Origin of the sequence: Mycobacterium sp. (assembly GCF_029961025.1) — a bacterium.
Taxonomy (GTDB): domain Bacteria; phylum Actinomycetota; class Actinomycetes; order Mycobacteriales; family Mycobacteriaceae; genus Mycobacterium.
Genome location: NZ_JASBVP010000003.1, coordinates 144,118 through 167,382, shown reverse-complemented (window position 1 = coordinate 167,382; position 23,265 = coordinate 144,118). Strand labels below are relative to the sequence as shown.

At 67.8% G+C, this 23,265-nt stretch carries 21 protein-coding genes and 1 pseudogene; 1 reads left to right on the top strand and 21 read right to left on the bottom strand.

From position 1 onward, the window contains the following. Positions 1–9: 9 nt before the first annotated feature. From clpC1 to ftsH, 17 genes and pseudogenes are all read right to left on the bottom strand, one after another. A complete protein-coding gene (gene clpC1 / locus QJR12_RS04585) occupies positions 10–2,556 on the bottom strand; it encodes an ATP-dependent protease ATP-binding subunit ClpC (protein ID WP_300579517.1) in 2,547 nt (848 codons plus the stop codon). 258 nt (positions 2,557–2,814) lie between these two features. Further along, positions 2,815–3,153, bottom strand: coding sequence for a histone-like nucleoid-structuring protein Lsr2 (lsr2, locus tag QJR12_RS04580; protein WP_300579630.1), 339 nt, complete (start codon positions 3,151–3,153; stop codon positions 2,815–2,817). Between the two features lie 125 nt (positions 3,154–3,278). Next, on the bottom strand, positions 3,279–4,778 hold the full coding sequence (gene lysS, locus QJR12_RS04575) for a lysine--tRNA ligase (RefSeq protein ID WP_300579516.1): 1,500 nt from the start codon (positions 4,776–4,778) through the stop codon (positions 3,279–3,281). Between the two features lie 36 nt (positions 4,779–4,814). Continuing rightward, a pseudogene (locus tag QJR12_RS04570) lies at positions 4,815–6,202 on the bottom strand (FAD-dependent oxidoreductase). Between the two features lie 12 nt (positions 6,203–6,214). Then, positions 6,215–6,682: an SRPBCC family protein gene (locus QJR12_RS04565; protein WP_300579515.1), complete on the bottom strand. Its 468-nt coding sequence runs from the start codon at positions 6,680–6,682 to the stop codon at positions 6,215–6,217. Next, complete coding sequence (locus QJR12_RS04560; RefSeq protein ID WP_300579514.1) at positions 6,679–7,236, bottom strand: TetR/AcrR family transcriptional regulator; 558 nt, start codon at positions 7,234–7,236, stop codon at positions 6,679–6,681. Before QJR12_RS04560 ends, QJR12_RS04565 begins: the two co-directional genes overlap by 4 nt. A gap of 151 nt (positions 7,237–7,387) precedes the next feature. Beyond that, positions 7,388–8,203, bottom strand: coding sequence for a type III pantothenate kinase (locus tag QJR12_RS04555; protein WP_300579513.1), 816 nt, complete (start codon positions 8,201–8,203; stop codon positions 7,388–7,390). A 2-nt stretch (positions 8,204–8,205) separates the two neighbouring features. Continuing rightward, on the bottom strand, positions 8,206–8,625 hold the full coding sequence (panD, locus tag QJR12_RS04550) for an aspartate 1-decarboxylase (protein WP_300579512.1): 420 nt from the start codon (positions 8,623–8,625) through the stop codon (positions 8,206–8,208). Continuing rightward, entirely contained in the window at positions 8,625–9,581 is a 957-nt protein-coding gene (gene panC / locus QJR12_RS04545) for a pantoate--beta-alanine ligase (RefSeq protein ID WP_300579629.1), read from the bottom strand. The genes panD and panC overlap by 1 nt, the downstream gene beginning before the upstream one ends. Further along, positions 9,581–10,474: a DUF2520 domain-containing protein gene (locus tag QJR12_RS04540; RefSeq protein ID WP_300579511.1), complete on the bottom strand. Its 894-nt coding sequence runs from the start codon at positions 10,472–10,474 to the stop codon at positions 9,581–9,583. Before QJR12_RS04540 ends, panC begins: the two co-directional genes overlap by 1 nt. A gap of 108 nt (positions 10,475–10,582) precedes the next feature. Then, positions 10,583–12,004, bottom strand: a complete 1,422-nt coding sequence (locus QJR12_RS04535) for a DUF6779 domain-containing protein (protein ID WP_300579510.1) — start codon at positions 12,002–12,004, stop codon at positions 10,583–10,585. Between the two features lie 188 nt (positions 12,005–12,192). After that, the gene (locus tag QJR12_RS04530) at positions 12,193–12,678 is read right to left on the bottom strand and encodes a DUF3180 domain-containing protein (RefSeq protein ID WP_300579509.1); all 486 of its coding nucleotides are present in this window, start codon (positions 12,676–12,678) and stop codon (positions 12,193–12,195) included. Positions 12,679–12,688: 10 nt separating this feature from the next. Beyond that, on the bottom strand, positions 12,689–13,234 hold the full coding sequence (folK, locus tag QJR12_RS04525; protein WP_300579508.1) for a 2-amino-4-hydroxy-6-hydroxymethyldihydropteridine diphosphokinase: 546 nt from the start codon (positions 13,232–13,234) through the stop codon (positions 12,689–12,691). A 60-nt stretch (positions 13,235–13,294) separates the two neighbouring features. After that, positions 13,295–13,705: a dihydroneopterin aldolase gene (gene folB / locus QJR12_RS04520; RefSeq protein ID WP_300579507.1), complete on the bottom strand. Its 411-nt coding sequence runs from the start codon at positions 13,703–13,705 to the stop codon at positions 13,295–13,297. Then, on the bottom strand, positions 13,705–14,529 hold the full coding sequence (gene folP, locus QJR12_RS04515) for a dihydropteroate synthase (protein ID WP_300579506.1): 825 nt from the start codon (positions 14,527–14,529) through the stop codon (positions 13,705–13,707). The genes folB and folP overlap by 1 nt, the downstream gene beginning before the upstream one ends. Then, positions 14,526–15,134: a GTP cyclohydrolase I FolE gene (gene folE / locus QJR12_RS04510; RefSeq protein WP_300579628.1), complete on the bottom strand. Its 609-nt coding sequence runs from the start codon at positions 15,132–15,134 to the stop codon at positions 14,526–14,528. The genes folP and folE overlap by 4 nt, the downstream gene beginning before the upstream one ends. A 17-nt stretch (positions 15,135–15,151) precedes the next feature. Then, a complete protein-coding gene (gene ftsH / locus QJR12_RS04505; protein WP_300579505.1) occupies positions 15,152–17,515 on the bottom strand; it encodes an ATP-dependent zinc metalloprotease FtsH in 2,364 nt (787 codons plus the stop codon). 332 nt (positions 17,516–17,847) lie between these two features. Between ftsH and QJR12_RS04500 the strand changes: the two genes are divergently transcribed. Beyond that, positions 17,848–19,041, top strand: coding sequence for an LLM class flavin-dependent oxidoreductase (locus QJR12_RS04500; RefSeq protein ID WP_300579504.1), 1,194 nt, complete (start codon positions 17,848–17,850; stop codon positions 19,039–19,041). A gap of 124 nt (positions 19,042–19,165) precedes the next feature. On the opposite strand, the gene hpt is transcribed toward QJR12_RS04500, so the two are convergent. The 4 genes from hpt to dacB are packed head-to-tail and all read right to left on the bottom strand — an operon-like array spanning position 19,166 to position 23,177. Next, on the bottom strand, positions 19,166–19,753 hold the full coding sequence (gene hpt / locus QJR12_RS04495; RefSeq protein WP_300579503.1) for a hypoxanthine phosphoribosyltransferase: 588 nt from the start codon (positions 19,751–19,753) through the stop codon (positions 19,166–19,168). Between the two features lie 45 nt (positions 19,754–19,798). Further along, complete coding sequence (gene tilS / locus QJR12_RS04490; RefSeq protein WP_300579502.1) at positions 19,799–20,761, bottom strand: tRNA lysidine(34) synthetase TilS; 963 nt, start codon at positions 20,759–20,761, stop codon at positions 19,799–19,801. Continuing rightward, complete coding sequence (locus QJR12_RS04485) at positions 20,740–21,801, bottom strand: zinc-dependent metalloprotease (protein WP_300579501.1); 1,062 nt, start codon at positions 21,799–21,801, stop codon at positions 20,740–20,742. The genes tilS and QJR12_RS04485 overlap by 22 nt, the downstream gene beginning before the upstream one ends. Beyond that, the gene (gene dacB / locus QJR12_RS04480; RefSeq protein ID WP_300579627.1) at positions 21,798–23,177 is read right to left on the bottom strand and encodes a D-alanyl-D-alanine carboxypeptidase/D-alanyl-D-alanine-endopeptidase; all 1,380 of its coding nucleotides are present in this window, start codon (positions 23,175–23,177) and stop codon (positions 21,798–21,800) included. The genes QJR12_RS04485 and dacB overlap by 4 nt, the downstream gene beginning before the upstream one ends. Positions 23,178–23,265: the final 88 nt, after the last annotated feature.

Genomic DNA, 23,265 nt, shown 5'->3' with positions numbered 1-23,265 from the left:
ACCGCGCGGTTACTGCGCGTTCAGACCACCCGCGCTGGGGGCTGCCGCTTTGGCCAGATCCGACTCGACCGGCACCACCGACTTGGGGGTTCCGGTGAACGTGAACACCGCATCCTCGCCGGGGCCTTCGCCGTCCCAGTTGTCAACGTCGACCGTGACCACCTGCCCGGGGCCGACCTCCTCGAAGAGGATCTTCTCCGAGAGCGGGTCTTCGATCTCGCGTTGAATGGTGCGCCGCAATGGGCGCGCCCCCAGGACCGGGTCGAAGCCGCGCTTGGCCAGCAACGCTTTCGCCTTGTCGGTCAGCTCCAAGGTCATGTCCTTGCTCTTGAGCTGGTTCGCGACCCGGCTGATCATCAGCTCCACCATCTGGATGATCTCATCCTTGGTCAGCTGGTGGAAAACGATGACATCGTCGATGCGGTTGAGGAACTCGGGCCGGAAGTGCTTCTTGAGCTCGTCGTTGACCTTCTGCTTCATCCGCTCGTAGTTGTTCTCGCCGCCACCCTGGCTAAACCCGAGGCCGACCGGTTTGGAGATGTCGGCGGTGCCCAGGTTGGACGTGAAGATCAGCACGGTGTTCTTAAAGTCGACCGTGCGCCCCTGCCCGTCGGTGAGTCGGCCGTCCTCGAGCACCTGCAGCAGGCTGTTGTAGATCTCCTGGTGCGCCTTTTCGATCTCGTCGAACAGCACCACCGAGAACGGCTTGCGCCGCACCTTCTCGGTGAGTTGGCCGCCCTCCTCGTAGCCCACGTAGCCCGGAGGGGCGCCGAAGAGCCGCGATGCGGTGAACCGGTCGTGGAACTCGCCCATGTCGATCTGGATGAGCGCGTCGTCGTCGCCGAACAGGAACTCCGCCAGCGCCTTGGACAGCTCGGTCTTGCCCACACCGGACGGTCCGGCGAAGATGAACGAGCCCGACGGGCGCTTGGGATCCTTCAGCCCGGCCCGGGTACGGCGGATCGCCTTGCTGACCGCTTTGACGGCATCGTCCTGGCCGATGATCCGCTTGTGAATCTCCTCCTCCATGCGCAGCAGCCGGGAGGTCTCGGCCTCGGTCAGCTTGTACACCGGGATGCCGGTCCAGTTACCCAGCACTTCGGCGATCTGCTCGTCGTCGACCTCGGCAACCACATCCAGATCGCCGGAGCGCCACTGCTTTTCGCGCTCAGCCCGCTGAGCCACCAGCTGCTTCTCGCGGTCTCGCAAGGCGGCGGCCTTCTCGAAGTCCTGCGCGTCGATCGCGGACTCTTTCTCCCGGCGGGCTTCGGCGATCTTCTCGTCGAACTCGCGCAGGTCCGGCGGCGCGGTCATCCGTCGGATCCGCATCCGCGCACCCGCCTCGTCGATCAGGTCGATCGCCTTATCGGGCAGATAGCGGTCGTTGATGTATCGGTCGGCCAGCGTGGCGGCGGCCACCATCGCGGAATCGGTGATCGACACCCGGTGGTGCGCCTCGTAACGGTCGCGCAGCCCCTTGAGGATCTCGATGGTGTGCTCCACCGTCGGCTCGCCGACCTGCACCGGCTGGAACCGGCGCTCCAGCGCGGCGTCCTTCTCGATGTATTTGCGGTACTCATCGAGAGTGGTCGCCCCGATGGTTTGCAACTCACCGCGCGCCAGCTTTGGTTTCAGGATGGACGCGGCGTCGATGGCACCCTCGGCGGCACCGGCCCCGACCAGCGTGTGCAGCTCGTCGATGAACAGGATGATGTCGCCGCGGGTGTTGATCTCCTTCAGCACCTTCTTCAGGCGTTCCTCGAAGTCCCCGCGGTACCGGCTGCCAGCCACCAGCGACCCCAGGTCCAGCGTGTAGAGCTGCTTGTCCTTCAGCGTCTCGGGAACCTGGCCGTGCACGATGGCCTGCGCCAAGCCCTCGACGACCGCGGTCTTGCCGACACCGGGCTCGCCGATCAGCACCGGGTTGTTCTTGGTGCGCCGGCTCAACACCTGCATTACCCGCTCGATTTCCTTCTCGCGGCCGATGACCGGGTCGAGCTTGCCCTCCATCGCCGCGGCGGTCAGGTTACGGCCGAACTGGTCGAGTACCAACGACGTCGAGGGGCTGCCCGATTCGCCGCCACGGCCACCGGTACCGGCCTCGGCGGTCTCCTTGCCCTGGTATCCGGACAACAATTGGATCACCTGCTGGCGCACCCGGGTCAGCTCGGCGCCCAGCTTGACCAGGACCTGGGCGGCCACGCCCTCGCCCTCGCGGATCAGGCCGAGCAGGATGTGCTCGGTGCCGATGTAGTTGTGGCCGAGCTGCAGCGCCTCACGCAGGGAAAGCTCCAGGACCTTTTTGGCGCGCGGAGTAAACGGGATGTGTCCCGACGGCGCCTGCTGGCCCTGGCCGATGATCTCCTCGACCTGGCTGCGCACGCCCTCCAGCGATATCCCCAGCGACTCCAGCGACTTGGCGGCTACGCCTTCGCCCTCGTGGATCAACCCCAGCAGAATGTGCTCGGTGCCGATGTAGTTGTGGTTGAGCATCCGGGCCTCTTCTTGCGCCAGGACGACGACCCTGCGGGCACGGTCGGTAAATCTCTCGAACATCGGTGGTTACCTGCTCTCCCTCACCATCGGTACTGTGGTCGGCCCTGGTCGGCCCCTGCGTACCTACCATCCACTGTAATGGCCGACCGCCCGGGGTTCCTAACCTTGCGCTTGAGACCGCCACACGTAGCCCCGGCGTAACACTGACGCAACGATAAACGCCGCGAATCGGCAAATCGTTTCCCCGTCGGCCGGGGATCAGTTCGCTACCAGCGAACGGTGGTGTCACCCCCGGCCCGTCGGGGCGGCCGGTGGCGGTCAGGTGGCGGCGTGGAAGGCCTCGATGATGTCCGCCGGAATCCGGCCCCGGCTGGAGACGTTGTGGCCGTTACGGCGGGCCCACTCGCGGATCGCGGCGCTCTGCTCGCGGTCGATCGCCCCCCGGCTGCGCGGGGCGCCGGGCCGTCCGCGGCGCCGGCCGCCGACGCGGCGGGCCGCTTCCACCCATTGCTTCAGGTCGTTACGCAGTTTCGCGGCATTCTTACTCGAAAGATCAATCTCATAGGTAACGCCGTCGAGCCCGAATTCAACCGTTTCATCGGCGGCAGCAACACCGTCGAAATCGTCGATCAAGGTGACGGTCACTTTCTTCGCCATTAGCTCGTCCTCACGCTGCTTCCCGTGCACATACTGTGCAAGTTGGATTGCCTTTCCCGCTGACCAATCTGCCATATGACAGCGGTTTATTCAATCCCGAAACGGTCTGTCGGTATCGGCGCGGTTCAGTTGCTGTGCGGCCGAACAAGCGGGAACAAAACCGTCTCCCTAATTGACAGGCCAGTCAAAACCATCAACAATCGGTCGACACCCATTCCAGTTCCGGTGCACGGCGGCATCGCGTACTCCAAGGCGGCCAGAAAATCTTCATCGAGCACCATGGCCTCGTCGTCGCCGGCGGCCGCGGCCCGCGCCTGGGCCTCGAATCGCTCGCGCTGAATCACCGGATCGATCAATTCGGAGTATCCGGTGGCCAGTTCGATTCCGCGCACATACAAATCCCATTTCTCGGTGACGCCGGGGATACTTCGATGCTGGCGGGTCAAAGGCGTTGTCTCCACGGGAAAATCCCGTACAAACGTGGGTGCGGTGAGGCTCCTTCCCACCGCATGCTCCCACAACTCCTCGACGAGCTTGCCGTGGCCATATCCGCGATCTGCGGGAATCTCGACACCAAGCTGCCCGGCGATGACGCGTAAGCGCTCCACCGTCGTGTCGGGCGTAATCTCCTCACCCAACGCGGCGGACAAAGACGGATACATTTGTATCGACGCCCATTCGCCATCGATGTCATAGACACTGCCGTCCGGCAGGCGTAGTTGCCGGGTTCCGAACGCTTCATCGGCAACGTGTTGAATAAGCTCCCTGGTGACGACGGCCGAATCGTCATAGGTTCCATACGCCTGGTAGGTCTCCAACATGGAGAATTCCGGGGAATGGGTGGAATCGACTCCTTCGTTTCGGAACACCCGATTAAGTTCGAAGACCTTGTCGAACCCACCGACGACGCAGCGCTTAAGGAACAGTTCGGGTGCGATTCGTAGGTAGAGATCGATATCGAGGGCATTGGAGTGAGTGATGAACGGCCGCGCCGCCGCGCCACCGGCCAGAGTCTGCAACATCGGCGTCTCGACTTCGACGAACCCGCGTCGCTCCAGCCCGGCGCGTATCGCACGAACGACCGCGATCCGCTGTCGGGCAAGCATGCGCGCTTGCGGACGGACAATCAAATCGACGTAACGTTGACGCACCCGCGACTCTTCGCTCATTTCCTTGTAGGCGACCGGCAGCGGGCGCAACGACTTCGACGCCATCGCCCACGAATCGGCGAGCACGGATAATTCGCCACGGCGGGAGCTGATCACCTCGCCGTGCACGTAAACAATGTCGCCGATATCGACATCGGTCTTCCACGCGTCGAGCGCCTGCTGGCCGACGCTGGCCAGGCTGAGCATGACCTGTAATTGGGTGCCGTCGCCGTCCTGCAGGGTCGCAAAGCACAGCTTGCCCGAGTCGCGCGCGGACATCACCCGGCCGGCAATCCCGACGATGTCTCCGGTCGCCGAATCGGTCGGCAGGTCGGGGTGGGCGGCACGAACCTGAGCCAGCGTGTGGGTGCGTTCGACGGTCACCGGGTAGGGCTCGCGGCCGGCCGCCAGCAGCCGAGCACGCTTGTCCCGGCGAATCCGGAACTGCTCGGGAATGTCCGCATCGGCGCCGTCCACGACGTGCCAGCTTAAATTAACCCGGGTGGGCGGGCGTCAATCCGGCAACGGTGGCCCGGTGAGATCCGTCAAGCCGTTGAGAACGGCGGCCACCTCGCGCGCGGTTCGATGCCCGGATTCGACCGCGCCGTCCATCGAACACGTCCAGCGCCGGGCCGTCTCGCTGCCCGCCCAGTGCAGCGGCCCGATCGGTGCCCGCAGCGCCGCACCGAAACGGGTCAGTGCCGACGGCGCGGTGAACGCGCCGTAGCAGCCGCCGGTGTATTGCTCGGCGGCCCAATCGAGTTCGATATAGTCGATGGGCTTTTTTGCCGGCGGCCCGAAGTAGGCGGCCAGATCGGCGAGCACCCGCCGCCGGCGGTCCGGTGGGGGGAGCCGGCCGGCGGCATCGGCCCGCCGTCCCTCGGTGAAAACCACCAAGACACCCGGAGTCCCCTCGGGTGGAGTGTTGTCGAGCACGGTGGCGGCAATTCGGCGGTTGCTGTTGGCCTGGCCGCTGAAACCGTGGCGGCGCCAGAACGGCTCGTCGTAGACGACGTTGGTCTTGATCACCCGTCCCATCGGCATCCGCTGGATCAACTGATCACGCTCGGCGGGCAGTGGCGGCAGGTAGCGGATTCGGCCGCTGAGCACCGGCGGGACGGCGATAATGGCCCGCCTCGCGGACAGTGGCGCCGCGTCGGGCAGACGGATTCGGACACCGCTGCCGCCCCATTCCACCTCGGTCACGGGCAGTTCAACCTGACCCGCTCGCCGAGTTGCGCCGCGAGGCTGAGCGCGATTCGTTGCGAGCCGCCGACGATGCGGTCCTGCAGTGCCCCGCCCCGGATGGTGGTCAAGGCCTCGAGACCCTGGTTGGCGCCTAGGTATGACAAGGCCCACAGGGCGGACAGATCTTCGGGTTCGGTGGTGAAGACGGCCCTGGTGATGAGCCGCAGGAACTCCCGCCCGCCATGGGTGTGCAGGTGGCGGTGAATCCAGGTGGCCAAGGTCTGCCCATCCAGCGCCGCCGCCCGTTCGTCGAGCGGGCTCCCGGGTGGCGGCAGTCTGCGGGTGAGCCGGTCCAGGCGCCATGATCCGTAGCCGATGTCGGCCAGCACCAGCGGATTCAGCCGCGGAATGCGCCCGGTGTAGGTCAGCGTCCGGCCGTTGAAGTCGAGCACTTTGCGTCCCTCGGTGTGCGTTGGGAACAGTGAAAGCCCGAGTTCGGCGATCAAGTCGAGGATCTCGGTTTGGCCGGGGCCGACCCATTGCCCGCCGGCTTCGATGGGTGCACCGCCGGGAAGCTCCGCGTTGAGCACCCGGCCGCCGACCCGGTCACGAGCCTCCACGACGGCGACCTCGAGGCCGCCGCGCATCACGTCCCGGGCGGCAACCAGCCCCGCGAGCCCGGCCCCGACCACCACCACGTCGACGGCTGGCATGTGCACCTGCGCTCAAGCGCTTTCCACAGCCGCCTTGATGCGTTGCAGCGTCGTGCGCATGGCTTGGGCGCGCTGTTCGTTGCGGCCACGCATGATGAAGTCTTCGGCCACCCGGACGTCGAGCGGCCAGCGCAGCGCCTCGAACGACTCGGTGACGTCGGTTCCGCCGTTTGCCGGCTGTAGGCGATAGGTCCAGCGGACGATGGGCTTGCCGCCCCGGATGGTCACCCACGACAGTTCCCGCCCGGGATCTGCGGTGGTGACCTGACAGGTCATCGACCAGCGCATCCAGCGCCATCGGTTCGAACCTTTGAAGCGCGCGCCCACCGTCGCCGGCGAACCGGCGCCGTCGAGCCAGCGCACCCGATAGCACTCCGGGCTCCACTCGCCCATCCGCTCGACGTCGGCCAACACCTCCCAGACCCGCTCGGGTGCGGCGTTCATGTGCAGTCTCACTTCGCCGTGGCGCGCGCTTGTCATGATGACCTCCGTTGGTTGCGTCGTTTCTTCATCAGGTGGTCGTAGGCCATGTCGGCCACCTCATCGAGCAGCCGGCCCCACCGGTCGCCGCCGGGATCGTTGGCGATCTGCTGGTCGACCAGCCCCGAACTGAGCGCGGTCAGCAGATCCTCGTCGGCTTGCCCGCCGGTCAGCCCGGCGTCGGCGAGCCGGCGGCGAAAGGCGTCGAGCACCTCGATCGCCTTGGCATACGACGACTCCGAGGGGACGAACCCCGGGATCGTGCGCTGGAACAGCAACTGGTAGCGCACCGGGTCCGCGGTGCAAAAGTCGAAGAAGATGCGAAAGGTTTCCCGGATGAGCTCGCGGGGACGGCTGGGCAACTCGGCCTGTCGTCGCTTGATGAACTCGAGAAACTCCTCGTTGCCCTGAGCGAACATGGCGTCGTAGATCTCGTTCTTCGAGGCGAAGTACGAATACAGGGATGGCACCCGCATCCCGACCCGGGCCGCCACGTCGCCCAGCGTGAGGCCGGCCAGACCCTTGTCCCGGGCCGCCTCCCACGCCGCAGCCACTATCTCCTGCCTGGTGGCCCGATGCCGCCGACGCCGCCTATCTTCACTAGGTTCTCCTAATGCCATTAGCATAATTTAATGCCGTCTGGCGTGCCGGGCAAGCGGTTGGGCGGCAGCGCGCACCCGGCCGCGGGAGCGACGGCCGGATCCGTCAGCGCGCCGTCTTCAGCCGGCCGCGCTGGCTGTCGCGGTTGCGCTCGAAGACCAGCCGCAGACCATTCAGGGTCAGGTGGGGGTCGTAATGGTTGACGGTATGCAGCTCGGGCATCATTAGCGGCGCGGTGTGCCCGGTGGCCACCACCGCCACGTCGCCGCCGCCGAACCCGCTCACCTCGTCACGGATGCGCTGCACCAAGCCGTCAACCAACCCGGCGAATCCGAACACCGCGCCGGCCTGCATGCATTCGACGGTGTTCTTACCGACCACCGAGCGGGGTCGGACCAGCTCGACCCGGCGCAGGGCGGCCGAGCGGGCCGCCGCGGCGTCGGAGGACACCTGCACCCCCGGAGCGATGGCGCCACCCAGAAACTCCCCGTTGGCCGACACCACGTCGACACAGATCGACGAGCCGAAATCGACCACGATAGCGGCACTCCCGAATTTATGAAACGCCGCAAGGCAGTTCACGATCCGGTCGGCGCCCACCTCCTTGGGATTGTCAACCAGCAGCGGCATGCCGGTGCGCACCCCGGGTTCGATCACCACGTGCGGCACCGACGGCCAGTACTGATCCAGCATGATTCGCACCTCATGCAGCACCGACGGCACAGTGGACAGGGCGACCGCTCCGGTGAGCCGCTCGCCATCCTCGCCGATAAGGCCGTCGATGGTCAGCGCGAGTTCGTCGGCGGTAATCTCAGGTTCGGTGCGTATCCGCCACTGCTGCACGACTTTTGCGTGCTCTTTCGACCCGGAGAGCAGTCCGACGACGGTATGCGTGTTGCGGACGTCGATCGCCAGTAACACGGCTATCCCGCAGTCAGCCGGGACGAGACCAGCCCCGCGGCATCCGCGGGCACGAACGCAGCATCGTGACCCAGGTCGATCGGACGGTTGTGCGCGTCAACGAACACGATCCGCGGTGTGTAGGCGCGGGCCTCAGCGTCGTCCATGACGCCATAGGCAATCAGGATCACCGTATCACCCGGGTGTACCAGATGAGCTGCGGCGCCGTTGATTCCAATCACCCCACTGCCCCGTTCACCGGTGATCGCATAGGTGACGAGCCGGGCTCCGTTGGTGATGTCGACGACGGTCACCTGCTCCCCGTCGAGCAGATCCGCGGCATCCATCAAGTCGGCGTCCACGGTCACCGAGCCGACGTAGTGCAAATCCGCCTGCGTCACGGTGGCGCGGTGGATCTTCGACTTTAGCATCGTGCGTAACATCAATTCCTCCAAGATGATTCGGAAGATCGATTGCTGTCCGGTCCGGCGGATGCGAGCGCTTCGGTGCCGGCATGAGTCCCAGTCGCCCCGATGGCAACGGCGACATTGTCCAACAGCCTGGTGCCGCCGACCCTGGCGGCGACCAGCAGCCGGCCCACACCCCGCAACGGAGCGGGACCCAGTGCGCTGTCGCGCACCTCCAGGTAGTCCACGTCAATCGCCGGCACCGCGTTGAGCACGGCACGGGCAGCGTTCAGCGCGGCGTCCACCCCGTCCGGGGCGGCGCGCCGGGCGGCCAGCAGCGCCGCCGCCAGTGCTCGGGCTGCTTCTCGCTGCTCCGGGTCCAGGTAGCGGTTACGCGACGACATCGCCAGCCCGTCGGCCTCGCGTACGATCGGCACACCGACGACCTGCACGTCGAGGTTGAAGTCGGCGACCATCTGGCGCACCAGCACCAGCTGCTGATAGTCCTTCTCGCCGAAGAACACCCGCTCGGGCCGCACGATCTGCAGCAGCTTCAGCACCACGGTCAGCACGCCCGCGAAATGCGTTGGCCGAGCGGCGCCCTCCAGTTCGGCGCCCAGCGGTCCCGGGTGCACCGCGGTGCGCGGTCCGTCGGGATACATCGCCGAGACCGTCGGCGTGAACGCGATCTCGACACCTTCACGGCGCAGTTGCGCCATGTCGTCGTCGAGGGTGCGCGGATAGGTGTCGAGATCTTCACCGGCGCCGAATTGCAACGGGTTGACGAAGATCGATACCACGACCACCGAGCCGGGCACCCGCTGGGCGGCCCGGATCAGGGCGAGGTGCCCGTCGTGCAGCGCGCCCATGGTGGGCACCAGCATCACCCGCCGCCCGGTGTGCCGCAGGGCCCGGCTGACACGGGTGACATCACGCGGGGTCGAGTACACGTTGAGTTCGCCCGCCGCGAACGCCGGCGTGTGGTCGACGATCACCCGGCCAGTACCTCGAAAACGTCGTCGGGGGCGTGCGCCCGTTGCGCGGTGCGCAGCGCGTTTACCCGGTACGCCTGGGCCAGCTGCGGGTCGAGCGTCGCCAGCGCATCCAGATGTCCGGCGACCGCGGCCGCGTCGCCGCGCGCCACCGGGCCGGTGAGCGCGGCCTGTCCTTGCTGCAGGGTGTTCTCCAGCGCCGCGCGCGCCAGGGGCGCGAGGATCCGTGCCGCAACATCGCTCGGCCGGTCCTCCCCCCGCTCGACCCGGCAGGCGGCGCGCAAGGCCTCCAGCGCGTCCGCGAGCACCGTGACGATGTGGTTGCCGGCGTGGGCCAGCGCGGCGTGGTAAAGGGCGCGGGCATCTTCGTCGACCCGGACCGGCTCCCCGCCCATCTCCAGCACCAGCGCCTGCGCGATCGCTTCGCCGACGTCGTCGGCGGCAGTGATCCCGAAGCAGGTGCCCGGTAACCGCCCGATGTCGTCGTCGGATCCGGTGAACGTCATCGCCGGGTGGATGGCCAGCGGGATGCACCGCTGCCGGGCCAGCGGCTCCAGCACGTCGACGCCCATGACGCCCGACGTGTGCACCACGATCGTCCCGCCCCGCACCGCCGATGTGGCGGCCAAACCCGACACCAGGCCCGCAAGTTCGGTGTCGGTAACGGCCAGCAGCAGCAACTCGGCGCCGGCGGCAACGTCGGGAACCGGCAACACCGGGGTATCCGGCAACCAGCGCTGCGCCCGTTGCCGCGACGCCCGGGAGACGGCGCTGCACGCCACCACCACGTGGTCGGCGCGCTCCAGCGCGACCCCCAGGGCGGTCCCGACCCGGCCGGCCGAGATGATCCCCACCTTGAGCCTGGCCGGACGCAAACCGTCGATCCGCACCATCGCTGACGGCCTCGCAAGTCTCTAGCGGCGTTCCAGTCCTGCATCGCAGGTACCGGACGGTCCCCAAGACTCTACCCCGGCGACGACCCGCCCCGCGAAGCGAGGGTGTTACTCCTGACGGCGGCGGCGACGATTGCCTCCGGTCGGCTCTGCTTGCAGCCGTGCAAGCAAGTCCGCAACCGAGCGGCCAGAGTTTTCTGTGGCATCGCCAGCCCTCGACGACTCCAGGCCGTGGTGCCGGCGCGGGGTTGCTGACGGCGGCGCCGCCTCGGGCGATGTTTGCCCTCCGCGTGATGACCAGGATGCCTCCGACTCCGAGGGCCAAGAAGGCGCGGGCATGTCGGCGCCGGGATACTCCACGGAATGACGCCCCGAAGCGCGGTGACCGGTCGCGCCATAGCTGCCACCGGGCTCGGCTTCGCGGGGCCGGGCAATCTCAGGCTCGGTCGAGGCATGACGACCGCTGCGCTGCTCCGGGGGGTCCGCGCCCACCGAGGATGCGCCGGCGGCGCTGGTGGTGCCGAACACGTCCTCGGCGGGTGTGAGCGCCCGATTGCTATCCGATGTGTCGGGCGGCGACCACTGTCCAGCCGCGCCGCCGGGCGGCCATTCGGTGATCCCCGGGGCCGCGCCGGGGCCGGTATGCCATTGCGGCCACCGGGGCTCGAATGGCGCCGGTGGCGCCTCATGCCGGGGCGATCCCCACTGCGGCGGTTGGGCTCCGTGGCGGGTGCGCTGGGACCGGCCCCGGTCTTCTTCCGGACCACCAGGATCAGCACGCCGGCCAGCGTCTCCTTCCAGGCGGGGCCCCGACCGCCGGCCGCCATCCTCCGGCTCGCGCCATGAGGACGCATGGTGGGACTCGGCACCCGCATAGGCTTCAGCGGCAGCGGCATCGGTCGCCACCGGTCGGGGCGGCAGCGGCTCCTCGGGAACATCGATGATCGAGCCGTCATCAGCGTGGCGGGAGAACTCGTCCGAGCGCACCGATGTCACGCGATTACTCACCCGGTCATCGGGTGCGGTGTGGCTGGTGTGGACCCAGTCGCGGTGATCACGCCCGGTGGCGTGGTCGGTCTCCAGCGCCGGACGGTGCGTCAGCTCTGCGCCGAACAAGAGCTCCAGGTTGGTTCGCAACGCAGTCAGTTCGGCCCGCAGCGCCGCCACCTCGTCTGCGGCCTGGGCGCGCAATTCCGAGGCGAGTTCACGGCGCAGCTGGGACTCCACGGTCAGCTCGTACTCGCGCCGGGCCGAGATCTCCCGATCCAGCTGCAAGTCATAAACCAGTTTCAGGTCGCGCACCCGAGCCTGGTCCACATCGCTTTGCCGGCGATAGATCACCGAGACGAAGGCCGCGACGATCGCGGCCCACAAAGCCAGGATCACCGCGAGTCTTAACAGCTCCACCCGATTGGTGAAAACCAGCGCGGAACTGGCCCCAATGGCAAGCACCAGCAACGCGGTCAACAGCAGCCAACCCGGCCTGCGGCCGCTGCGCCGGACCCGGACGCGGCGGGACAGAACGGTCATGGCCTGACTGTACCGGCCCGAGGTCAGTCCGCATGTCGACGTGTCCGACGATTCTCATCCGGTCCGCGACCGCCGCGCGGCAGCTACCGCTTGGCGGCCTTCAGGTCACCGCAGCGGCTAAGCACCGGCTAACAATTGCCCGGCTTGTTCTCACGCCCACGGTGTACCGAGAGCCACCGCTTCAGACGCTAAGTTTCGGCGCCCTCGGCGCCCTCACCACCCTCGGTGGAATCCGGCGGTGACTTGCAGCAATGCTGTAGCCACAGCGCGGCGACCACCAGGGCCAGCGCGCTGACGGCCGCGACCACCGTGCCGGCGGTGTCCTCACCGGCGACACGTATGGACGACCGTCGGGGCAACAGATACGCCAATACCCCGAGCCACCACCCCAGCACCAGGGCCCCGACCCACGCCGATGCCTTGGCGATCATCACGCTGCGGGCCACCGCGAGCGGATGCAACCACCCCGGACCGTCACCGATCTCGCCATTGTGAATTTTGGCCCGCACATAGCGCCCCCACGCGGCCTCGGTGACGGCGACGGCCAGCAGTGAAAAACCAGACCACACCGTGATCGGGGGAAACCACCGGTACAACAGCACCACCAGCAGATAGCCGACCACGGCGGCACCGATCACCCCGACTGTCAGATCACGCTTGCGGGTCGGTCCCATCGGATTTCTGCTACCGGGCCGTTTCCGCGTCGGGTTCACGGCGCCGGCTCAGCGTCAGCCCGGTCGGCCGCACACCGGCGCGATCAACCGGCTCGAGCTCAGCCAGCAATTCGCCGGCGGACCGCTTTCGTCCACTCACGGTCAGCCCGGCCCCCGGGTCGATGGCCAGCCACGGTACCAACACGAAGGCCCGTAAATGGGCCAGCGGGTGCGGCAGCATCAGCCCGTTCTCACGGCAGATCACTTCGGTGTCGCCCTCGTAGCAGGCGATCAGGTCGACATCGAGGGTCCGGGGACCCCAGCGCAGGCCGCGCACCCGATCCGCCGCCCGCTCCAACTGCTGGGCCCGGTGGAGCCAGCCACGCCCGTCAAGCGCGGGATCCTCGGCGATCAGCGCCGCATTCAGAAAAGGTCCCTGCTCTATGCCACCCCACGGAGCGGTCTCATATACCGGCGAAACCGCCCGCACCGCCGCACCCAGCCCGTCGACCGCCGACTGCAGCCGAGCCAGCCGATCACCCAGGTTAGAGCCGATAGACAGCACCACCCGGGTCATCAGCGCCGTTCTCCTCCACGCGCGGGCCCAACCCCCACGATCCCGGCTGCACCGGCGTCGTCATCGCGCGTCATGGCACCCTCCGGCCGGAATCACCGAACCGCGGCCACCGCAGCGGCACCGTCGGGCCACCACGGCCACGTCGGCGAACATCTGAGGGAGCGGCGCCTGCGGTTTGTGCACGGCCACCTCGACGGCATGCACCCGCTCATCGTGCATCACCTCGTCGGCGATGTCACCGGCGACGGTTTCGATCAGGTTACGGGCCGGCCCGCCGACGATATCGGCCGCCCGCTGGGCCAGCACGCCATAGTCGTACGTGTCGGAAAGCTCATCGCTCGCGGCGGCGTCCGCCAGGTCGATCCACACGGTGATGTCAACCACGAAATCCTGTCCGTCAACCCGTTCGTGCGGGTAAACCCCGTGATATCCGCGGACCGTCAAGCCGCGCAACTCGATCCGGTCGGCCATCACCGGGTCCCTGCCTGTGTCCAGGCCGTGACCACCTTGAGCGCGTCCACCGAGGCCCGCACGTCATGCACCCGCACCCCCCAAGCCCCGTGCAGCGCGGCCAAGGCGGAGATCACCGCGGTAGCGGTCTCCCGGCCGTCGGCGGGCCGCGCCGTCCCGTCCGGGCCGGCGAGCAACGTTCCGAGGAACCGTTTTCGCGATGCCCCCACGAGTACCGGCACTCCGGTGGCGACAAACTCGGGCAACGCATTTAACAGCGCCCAATTATGTTCACCCGTTTTCGCGAACCCGAGGCCGGGATCGATCACCAGCTGCGCCGGGTCGACGCCGGCGGCGACCGCCCGGTCGACACCGGCGAGCAGCTCGGCGCGCACCTCGGCCACCACATCCCGATACTGCGGAACCTGGTGCGGGTCATCGGCCGACACCGGCCGCCAGTGCATCAGCACCCATGTCACGCCCGCCTCGGCCACCAAAGCGGCCATCGCGGGATCGGCCCGCCCGCCGGACACGTCGTTGACGATCTGCGCACCGTTGTCTATCGCCGCACCTGCAACACCGGCATGCATTGTGTCGATGCTGACGACAATACCCTGTGCCGCAAGGCTTTTGATGACGGGGGCCACGCGGGCCGTCTCCACCCGCGGATCGATTCGAATGGCCCCGGGGCGGGTCGACGCACCGCCCACATCAATAACCGCCGCACCCTGGGCGGCCAACGCCAGACCATGTTCGACGGCGCGGTCGACGTCCAGGTAGCGCCCGCCATCCGAGAACGAGTCATCGGTGACGTTCACCACCCCGATAACACGCGTCGGGTTCACTTGCGCAAGATCAGATCGAGCGCTTCGGCCCGGGACGAGGGGTTGGTCTTGAATAAACCGCGCACCGCCGAGGTGGTGGTGATCGCCCCGGGCTTGCGCACTCCGCGCATCGACATGCACAGGTGTTCGGCCTCGATCACGACGATCACCCCGCGCGGATCGAGTTTGCGGGTCAGCGCGTCAGCAATCTGCACGGTAAGCCGTTCCTGAACCTGCGGCCGCTTTGCATAGAGGTCGACCAGCCGCGCGATCTTCGACAAACCCGTCACCCGGCCGTCGTGCCCGGGAATGTAGCCCACATGCGCCACACCGTGAAACGACACCAGATGATGCTCGCAGGTGGAGTACAGCGGGATCTGTTTGACCAGGACCAACTCGTCGTGCTGCTCATCGAATGTGGTCTCCAGCACGGTGTCCGGATCGGTGTAGAGCCCGGCGAACATCTCCCGATAGGTCCGCGCGACCCGCGCCGGGGTGTCCTCAAGACCGTGCCGATCCGGGTTCTCGCCGATCGCCAACAGCAACTCCCGAACCGCCGCCTCGGCACGCGCCTGGTCGAACACCGGGGTGCGCAGTGCGGCCGGGCGGGAATTCGGCTGGGCCACCATCGAACCTCCGTTCGTCACCGGTGAGCCGGCGGGTTGGGCCGGCCCGCGTCCTGGCCCCGCTGACCGGAGGAGTTCTGCTGCGGCGACTTGTCCTCGGGCGGCGCCGGAGGCGGCGGGTACGGCGGGTAGGGCGGGTAGGGCTGCCCCGAATAGTTCGGTGCCTGCTGCTGGGGCCGATAGGGCGAGGGCACCGGCGCGGGCGGGGGGTACCAGTAGTTCGGCGGCTGTTGCGGTGGCCATCCCGGGGCGCGCCAACCGGCCGGGACTCCGTAATCGGGCTGGGTGGGGCGCCACACCGGCGCTCCGTCACCCCCGGCGGGGCCCTGGCTGCCGGGGAGGTGATGGGAGCCATTGGCGCCGTGAGGGATTCGGTCATCCTCCGGCTGCACACCGGCTTGTTCGGCCGCTTGGGAGATCGCGGCCTTGAACGCGGGTTCGGGTGCCGGCTGCGGCCACGGCTCACCCCGCTCCATGGCTAACTCACCGGGTGTCTTGATCGGCGGCTTGTCCGAGGGGATACGGCCGCCGAAGTCATCGAACATGGTGAGTCGGGGCCGCTTTTCGACGCTGGCGAAGATCGTTTCCAGCTCGGCGCGGTGCAACGTTTCCTTTTCCAGCAGCTCAGCGGCCAGGGTGTCGAGCACGTCACGGTATTCGGTGAGGACCTCCCACGCCTCGGTGTGCGCGGCCTCGATGAGTTTGCGCACCTCGTCATCGATATCGCGGGCCACCTCATGCGAGTAATCCGGCTGGGTTCCGATGGCACGCCCGAGGAAGGGGTCGCCGTGTTCGGTGCCGTATTTCACGGCGCCGAGCTTAGAGCTCATCCCGTACTCGGTGACCATCGCACGCGCGATTTTGGTGGCCTGCTCGATGTCGGACACCGCGCCGGTGGTCGGCTCACGGAACACCAACTCCTCCGCCGCGCGCCCGCCCATGGCGAACACCAGCCTCGAGATCATCTCCGAGCGAGTCATCAACCCCTTGTCGTCCTCGGGCACCGAGACCGCGTGCCCACCGGTGCGGCCGCGGGCCAGGATGGTGACTTTGTAGATCGGCTCGATGTCGGGCATCGCCCATGCCGCGAGCGCGTGGCCGCCCTCATGGTAGGCGGTGATCTTCTTCTCCAGCTCGCTGATGACCCGGCCCTTGCGGCGCGGGCCGCCAATCACCCGGTCCACCGCCTCCTCCAGTGCGGCAGCGGTGATCACGGTGCCGTTTTCGCGGGCGGTCAGCAGCGCCGCCTCGTTGATGACGTTGGCCAGGTCGGCACCGGACATCCCGACGGTGCGTTTTGCCAGCCCATCGAGGTCGGCGTCGGGAGCCAGCGGCTTGCCCTTGGCATGCACCCGCAGGATCGCCTTGCGCCCGTTGAGATCGGGGTTGGACACCGGAATCTGGCGGTCGAAACGCCCCGGACGCAACAACGCCGGATCCAGGATGTCGGGCCGGTTGGTGGCCGCGATCAGGATGACACCGGCCCGCGGGTCGAACCCGTCCATCTCGACCAGCAGCTGGTTCAGCGTCTGCTCGCGCTCGTCGTGACCGCCGCCAAGGCCGGCACCGCGCTGACGCCCGACGGCGTCGATCTCGTCGACGAAGATGATGCACGGGCTATTCTGCTTGGCCTGCTCGAATAAGTCACGCACCCGTGACGCGCCGACCCCGACAAACATCTCGACGAAGTCGGAGCCGGAGATGGTGAAGAACGGCACCCCGGCCTCACCGGCGACGGCTCGGGCCAGCAGGGTCTTACCGGTGCCCGGCGGACCGTAGAGCAGCACCCCCTTGGGGATCTTGGCGCCGAGCGCCTGATAACGACCCGGGTTAGACAGGAAGTCTTTGATCTCGTAGAGCTCCTCAACCGCCTCATCGACGCCCGCGACGTCGGCGAAGGTGGTCTTGGGCATGTCTTTGGAGAGCAGTTTGGCGCGTGACTTGCCGAAGCCGAAGCCCATCCGGGCGCCGCCCTGCATGCGCGAAAACCCGAAGAACAGGCCGACCAGCAGCAGCAGCGGCAGCAGGTAGATCAACAGCGATCCCAGGATGTTGCCCTGGTTGACGATGGTGTTGACCTGGGCTTTCTTACTGGTGAGTGCGGTGAACAACGGGACGGCGTACCCATTGGGGTACTTGGTGATGATCTTGTCGGCGCCATCGGTGTCGGGGTTGCCCTCTTTGAGCGTCAACCGGACTTGTTGCTCGCGATCATCGATCTGGGCGCTCTTGACGTTGTCGGCTTTGATCTGGGCCATCGCCACCGAGGTATCGACGGGCTTGTAACCGCGGGTGTCGTCGCCGAAGTAGAAGAACGACCAGCCGAGAAGCAACACGACAGCGATCGCCGTGAGCGTGCGGATTACGTTTTTCCGGTTCATCAATCATCGGCCGTAGCCGGCCATGTCCTTCCGCGATCCATGCAGCTGGGATAGTTCAGGCTACCGCTCGTGGCGACCGCCAGCCCGGCGGAGCCGGGTGCAGCGGTCGCCACCATAGCCCGACGGCGACCGCCAGCCCGGCGGAGCCGGGCGCAGCGGTCGCCACCGTGCTGCATACACCAACGAACGAGGGTTCCGGGCGGTGCCCGGCGCCGCGCGACCAGCGGTAGTCGGGCCGCACCAGCGGTCGAATTCACGCATCGTCGAATTAGAGTTGCGATGACCCGCATTGTGAAGAAATGTAAAGCCCTTGCGAGGAGCGTCCAGCACCGATGAGCGCGCCACTGCGTTTCGGCGTCTTTATCACGCCGTTTCACCCGACCGGCCAGTCGCCCACGGTGGCACTCGAATACGACCTGGAACGGGTCGGCGTCCTGGACCGCCTGGGGTTCGACGAAGCGTGGTTCGGCGAGCACCACTCCGGCGGCTACGAGCTGATCGCCTGCCCCGAGGTGTTCATCGCCGCTGCCGCGGAGCGCACCAAACACATCCGGCTGGGAACCGGGGTGGTGTCGCTGCCTTATCACCATCCCCTGATGGTTGCCGACCGTTGGGTGCTGCTGGATCACCTGACCCGTGGCCGGGTGATGTTCGGCGCCGGGCCCGGCGCGCTGCCCTCGGACGCCTACATGATGGGTATCGACCCCGTGGAGCAGCGCCGGATGATGCAGGAATCCCTCGAGGCGATCCTCGCACTCTTTCGGGCCGCACCGGGTGAGCGGGTCAACCGGCACTCCGACTGGTTTACTTTGCGCGAGGCCCAGTTACACATTCGCCCCTACAGCTGGCCCTACCCTGAAATCGCTACGGCCGCGATGATTTCACCGGCCGGTCCGAGACTGGCCGGTGCGCTGGGCACATCGTTGCTATCGCTGTCGATGTCGGTGCCGGGTGGATACGCGGCGGTGGAAAACGCCTGGGAGGTGGTTCGCGAACAGGCGGCCAAGGCCGGCCGCGAAGAACCGGATCGCGCCAACTGGCGCGTTCTGGGCATCATGCACCTGGCCGACAGCCGGGAGCGTGCGGTCGATGACTGCACATATGGGTTGCGGGACTTCGCCAAATACTTCGGGGCGGCCGGGTTCGTGCCGCTGGCCAACCTGGTCGACGGTGCGCAGTCACCCCGAGAGTTCGTCGAAGAGTACGCGGCGAAGGGCAATTGCTGCATCGGCACACCGGATGACGCGATCGCCTACATCCAGGATCTGCTCGACCGATCGGGTGGCTTCGGCACGTTTTTGTTGCTCGGCCACGATTGGGCCTCGCCGGAGGCGACTTACCACTGCTATGAGTTGTTTGCCCGCAAGGTGATTCCGCATTTCAAAGGACAACTGGAAGCACCGCGCGCCTCACACGACTGGGCGCAAGGCATGCGCGAGCAATTGCTTGGCCGCGCTGGCGAGGCGGTGGCGAAAGCGATCAGCGAACATACCGACGAACTTAAAATGGATAGCGGGAAAAGCTGACACCCAACGCGGGTGCCGCTTTTCGGCACGTCTCCGATGCGCCGGCGGGCACCAATGCCCCGTTGACACCGACAAGCAGCGGGTAAGCCGCGGCGGCCACGAATCCGGAAGCAAGGCACACGCTTTAATCCCGATAGACCCGGGGGTCCAGGGTCCCGATAAACGGCAGATCGCGGTAGCGCTCGTCGTAATCCAGCCCGTAACCCACGACGAACTCGTCGGGAATATCGAACCCCACGTAGGCGATGTCGACGTGGGCACGTAGTGCGTCGGGCTTTCGCAGCAGCGTGCACACCCGCAGCGAGCGCGGACGCCGGCTGGCGAGGTTACGCAGCAGCCACGACAACGTCAGCCCCGAGTCGACCACGTCCTCGACAATCAGCACATCGCGGTCGTTGATGTCGCGGTCGAGGTCTTTGAGGATCCGCACCACACCCGACGACGATGTCGATTTCCCGTAGGAAGCGACGGCCATGAACTCGAACTGGGTGGGCAGCGGAATCGCGTGCGCCAAGTCGGTGACGAACATGACCGCGCCCTTGAGCACGGTGATCAGCAGCAGGTCCTGGCCGTCGGCAGCCACCAGTTCGCGGTAGTCGTCGCCGATCTGGGCGCCGAGTTCGGCGACACGCGTCCGGATCTGCTCCTCGGTCAGCAGCACCGATTTGATATCCCCGGGGTACAGCTCGGCCGGCTGGGCTGTCACGTCCACAGCGTGCCACGTCGCCGCCCGACGGCCGACGCCGGGCCCGACCCGTCAGATCGGCTCGCGGTGCAGCGTAAGCACGCCGCCGCGGCGCCCCGCGACCAGCCGCTCGCCGCGCAGCGCGGACCCGACGGCCACCCCGCCCTGACCGCGCCAGGCGGTGATCAGCGTGTCCACCCCGCGGATCTGCTTGTCGGTCAGTCCGACGGCACCGCCGGCCCGCAGCCACGCGCGGATGACCCGGCGGCGAACCGGATCGGGCAACGCCCGCAACGCGCGAGCATCCAGGCCGTCGCCGATCGACGCCGCGGCCAGCTCTCGGGCGGCGAGCGTGTCGATCAGCTCGGTGTCCTCACGCAGCGCGGTGGCGGTGCGGGCCAGCGCTTCGGCGACCCCACCGCCCAGCACCTCCTCCAGCAGCGGCAGCACCTCCCGGCGCAGCCGGACCCGGGTGAAGCGCCGATCGGTGTTGTGCGGGTCCTGCCAGGCCGCCACGCCCAGCTGAGCGCACGCGGCGTGCGTAACGCTGCGACGCACCCCCAGCAACGGGCGGCACCACGGCGGGTCGTAGGGGCGCATCCCGGCGATCGAGCGGGCACCCGAACCGCGGCCCAGCCCCAACAGCACCGTTTCGGCTTGATCGTCCAGCGTGTGCGCCAACAACACCGGATCACCACCGCGGGCGACATCCAGGGCCGCATACCGCGCGCTGCGCGCCGCGGCTTCCAATCCCCCGCCGTGACCGACCTGTACGCTCAGCACCTGGGCGGCAACGCATCCCAACGCCAGGGCTTGCTCACGAGCGGTGGCGGCAACCTCGGTTGATCCGGGCTGCAGGCCGTGGTCCACGATCAGCGCGGTGGTGGGCCGCATCGCCGCGGCGACCGCGGTGAGCGCCAGCGAATCCGGGCCACCGGATAACGCCACACACCACCGGCCGACGGTGGCCAGATAGGTCTTTGCGAACGCCGCGACGGCCGAGTGGAGCTGAGCTAAAGCACCCGATCGATCCATCGTTGCGGGTCTTCGATCTCGGCGGGCAACGGCAGTGTGGCGGGACTCGACCAGATGGTGTTGAAGCGCTGCATGCCGACCCGGCCCACCACGTGGCCGACGAACGCCTTGCCGCGGGTGTACTGGTTGATCTTGGCGTCGATGCCCAGCAGGGCGCGCAGCAGCCGCTGCAACGGCGGCTGCCTGCGGTGACGGCGCTCGTCAAACCGACGCCGGATGATCGCCACCGACGGCACCACCCGCGGCCCGACGGCATCCATCACATAGTCGGCATGCCCCTCAAGCAGGGTGCCGAGCACCAACAGCCGGTCCAAGGCCCTGCGCTGAGGCTCGGATTGCACCGCGCGCAATACCCCGAGGATTCCGGTGGCACCGGCGTTAGGCGCCGCCGGGGCGCCCGGCCCCTGGGCGCGGCTGCGGACGAAATCGGCCAGCCGGCCCACCACCTGCCTGACGTCCTCGGCATTCTCCTGGGTCAGCACCCCCAGCGCCTGGGACATGTAGCCGGCCAACCATGGGTTAGCGGTGAACTGCACCCGGTGGGTCACCTCGTGCAGGCACACCCACAGCCGGAAATCGGCGGGGTCGACGCGCAGCTGGCGCTCCACGGCGATGACATTCGGGTACACCAACAGCAGGCGGCCGCGCTCACCGGCACCGAACGGGTCGTACTGGCCAAGGATCCCGGAGGCGACGAAAGCCAGCACGGCACCGGTCTGGGCGCCGGTGACCCGGCCGGTGAAAAACCCCCGGGCTTTGTCGGTGCCGCCCGTCATCACCCGCATCGATTCGGCCGCCGCCCGGATCCACTCCGGCCGGTCGACGACGCGGGCCTCGGGCACCGCCGCGCCGGTGTCCAGGCCGGTCACCTCCCGCACCAGGGATTCCGCCGCTTGAGCACCGGCCACCAGGTCGTCGATCACCTTGCGGCGGGTGTACTCGGTGGACGGCGGGGCCGGGCGGGCCAACCACTGCCCGACGGTGGCCGCGAATCGCCAATCAACGGCGCGTCCGATGGTCAGCTCGGAGGACGCGGTCACGTCAGGCACCCACACGTTCGCAAGCGGGCGGCCAGCGCGTCTATGGCGACCCGGCCGGTGGGCCCGGCGTCATTGGAGATGAACGCGAATGTCAGCACCCGCCCGCTGTTATCGGTCACCACCCCGGCCAGCGCGTTGGTCGCGGTCAGCGAGCCCGTCTTGGCCCGCAGCCAGCCGGCCGCGTCCGCGTCGGTGGTCGGGTCGTGGAAACGGTCGGCGAGGGTGCCGCTGCCACCGGCGACCGGCAGCAGATCCAACAGCGCACGCAACCCCGGCAGGCTCGGCCCGGCCGCCGCCTGCACCACGTCGTCGATGGTCCTAGCGGTCAAGCGGTCATCGTCCGACAACCCGCTGGAATCGGCCAGCGTGGCGCCGGTGGTGTCGACGTGTATGGCGCTGAGCCTGTTGAGCACCGCGTCGACGGCGCCGGCGAAACTGCGTGGCCGGTGCATGGCTGCCGCCACCTCCCGAGCGATACATTCGGCCATCACGTTGTCCGAGACGGACATCATCTCGCCAAGCCGCTCGATAAGCGGCGCCGAGCGCACCGCGGCGAGTTCGCGCGCCCCCGCGGGAGCGGGAGCGATGGTGACGGCCGCCGGATCCAGCCCGAGCGCCTCGGCGAGCGCACGGCCGGCGTCCAGCGCGGGAGTGTGCGAGCGGGTGGAGTCGGCGGTGACCGGCTGGATCCGGCCGGCGTCGAGCATCACCGGCTCGATCGGAGCGACGTCACCGCCGTCGATGTCGGCAAGATCCCAGCCCGGCGCTGTCGTCGGGCCGGTATATGCCGTCGTGTCCACCCGGACCGCCGTCGGCGTGACGCCACTGCGGCGGACCTGGTCGGCCAGGTCGCTGATCCGCGCTGCACCCCGATACCAGGTGTTCTGGCCGGGCGGCGCCGCCGATAGCGTCGGATCCCCGCCGCCCACCAGCACGACCACCCCCGGCTCATCGGCGGCAACCACTCGGGTGGTGACCCGCGCCTCGCGATCCAGCGTCAGCAGCGCCGCGGCCGCGGTCAGCAGCTTATTGGTCGACGCGGGCTTTAACGGCACGTCGTCACGCTGACGCCAGAGCGGTTTGCCGGTCATCGCGTCGGTGACCCGGCCCCCCAGCAGGCCCAGGTTCGGATCCGCCAGTTGAGCCGCCAGCGCCGCCGCCAGCCCGGCCTCGGTCGGCACGGGGGCGCCGGCCGCGACGGGAACCACTCCCGGTGCCGCCGTGACCGGGCGCGGGGGCGGGGGAATCCGCACCGGCTCGTTGTCGCGGCCACCCGCGGTGAACACCGCTGCCGCCGCAACCGCGGTGGCGACAACCGCCAGCGCTACCGCGCCGACGATTGCGCGGGTAGATCGCCGCCACCGACCGGGACGCATCATTCTCCTGACTCCTCGGTCCCATTCTGCCCAACGCGCCGAAACGCCGGACCCCGTCGGCGGTTGTCGTGGCCCACGCACCGCTTGC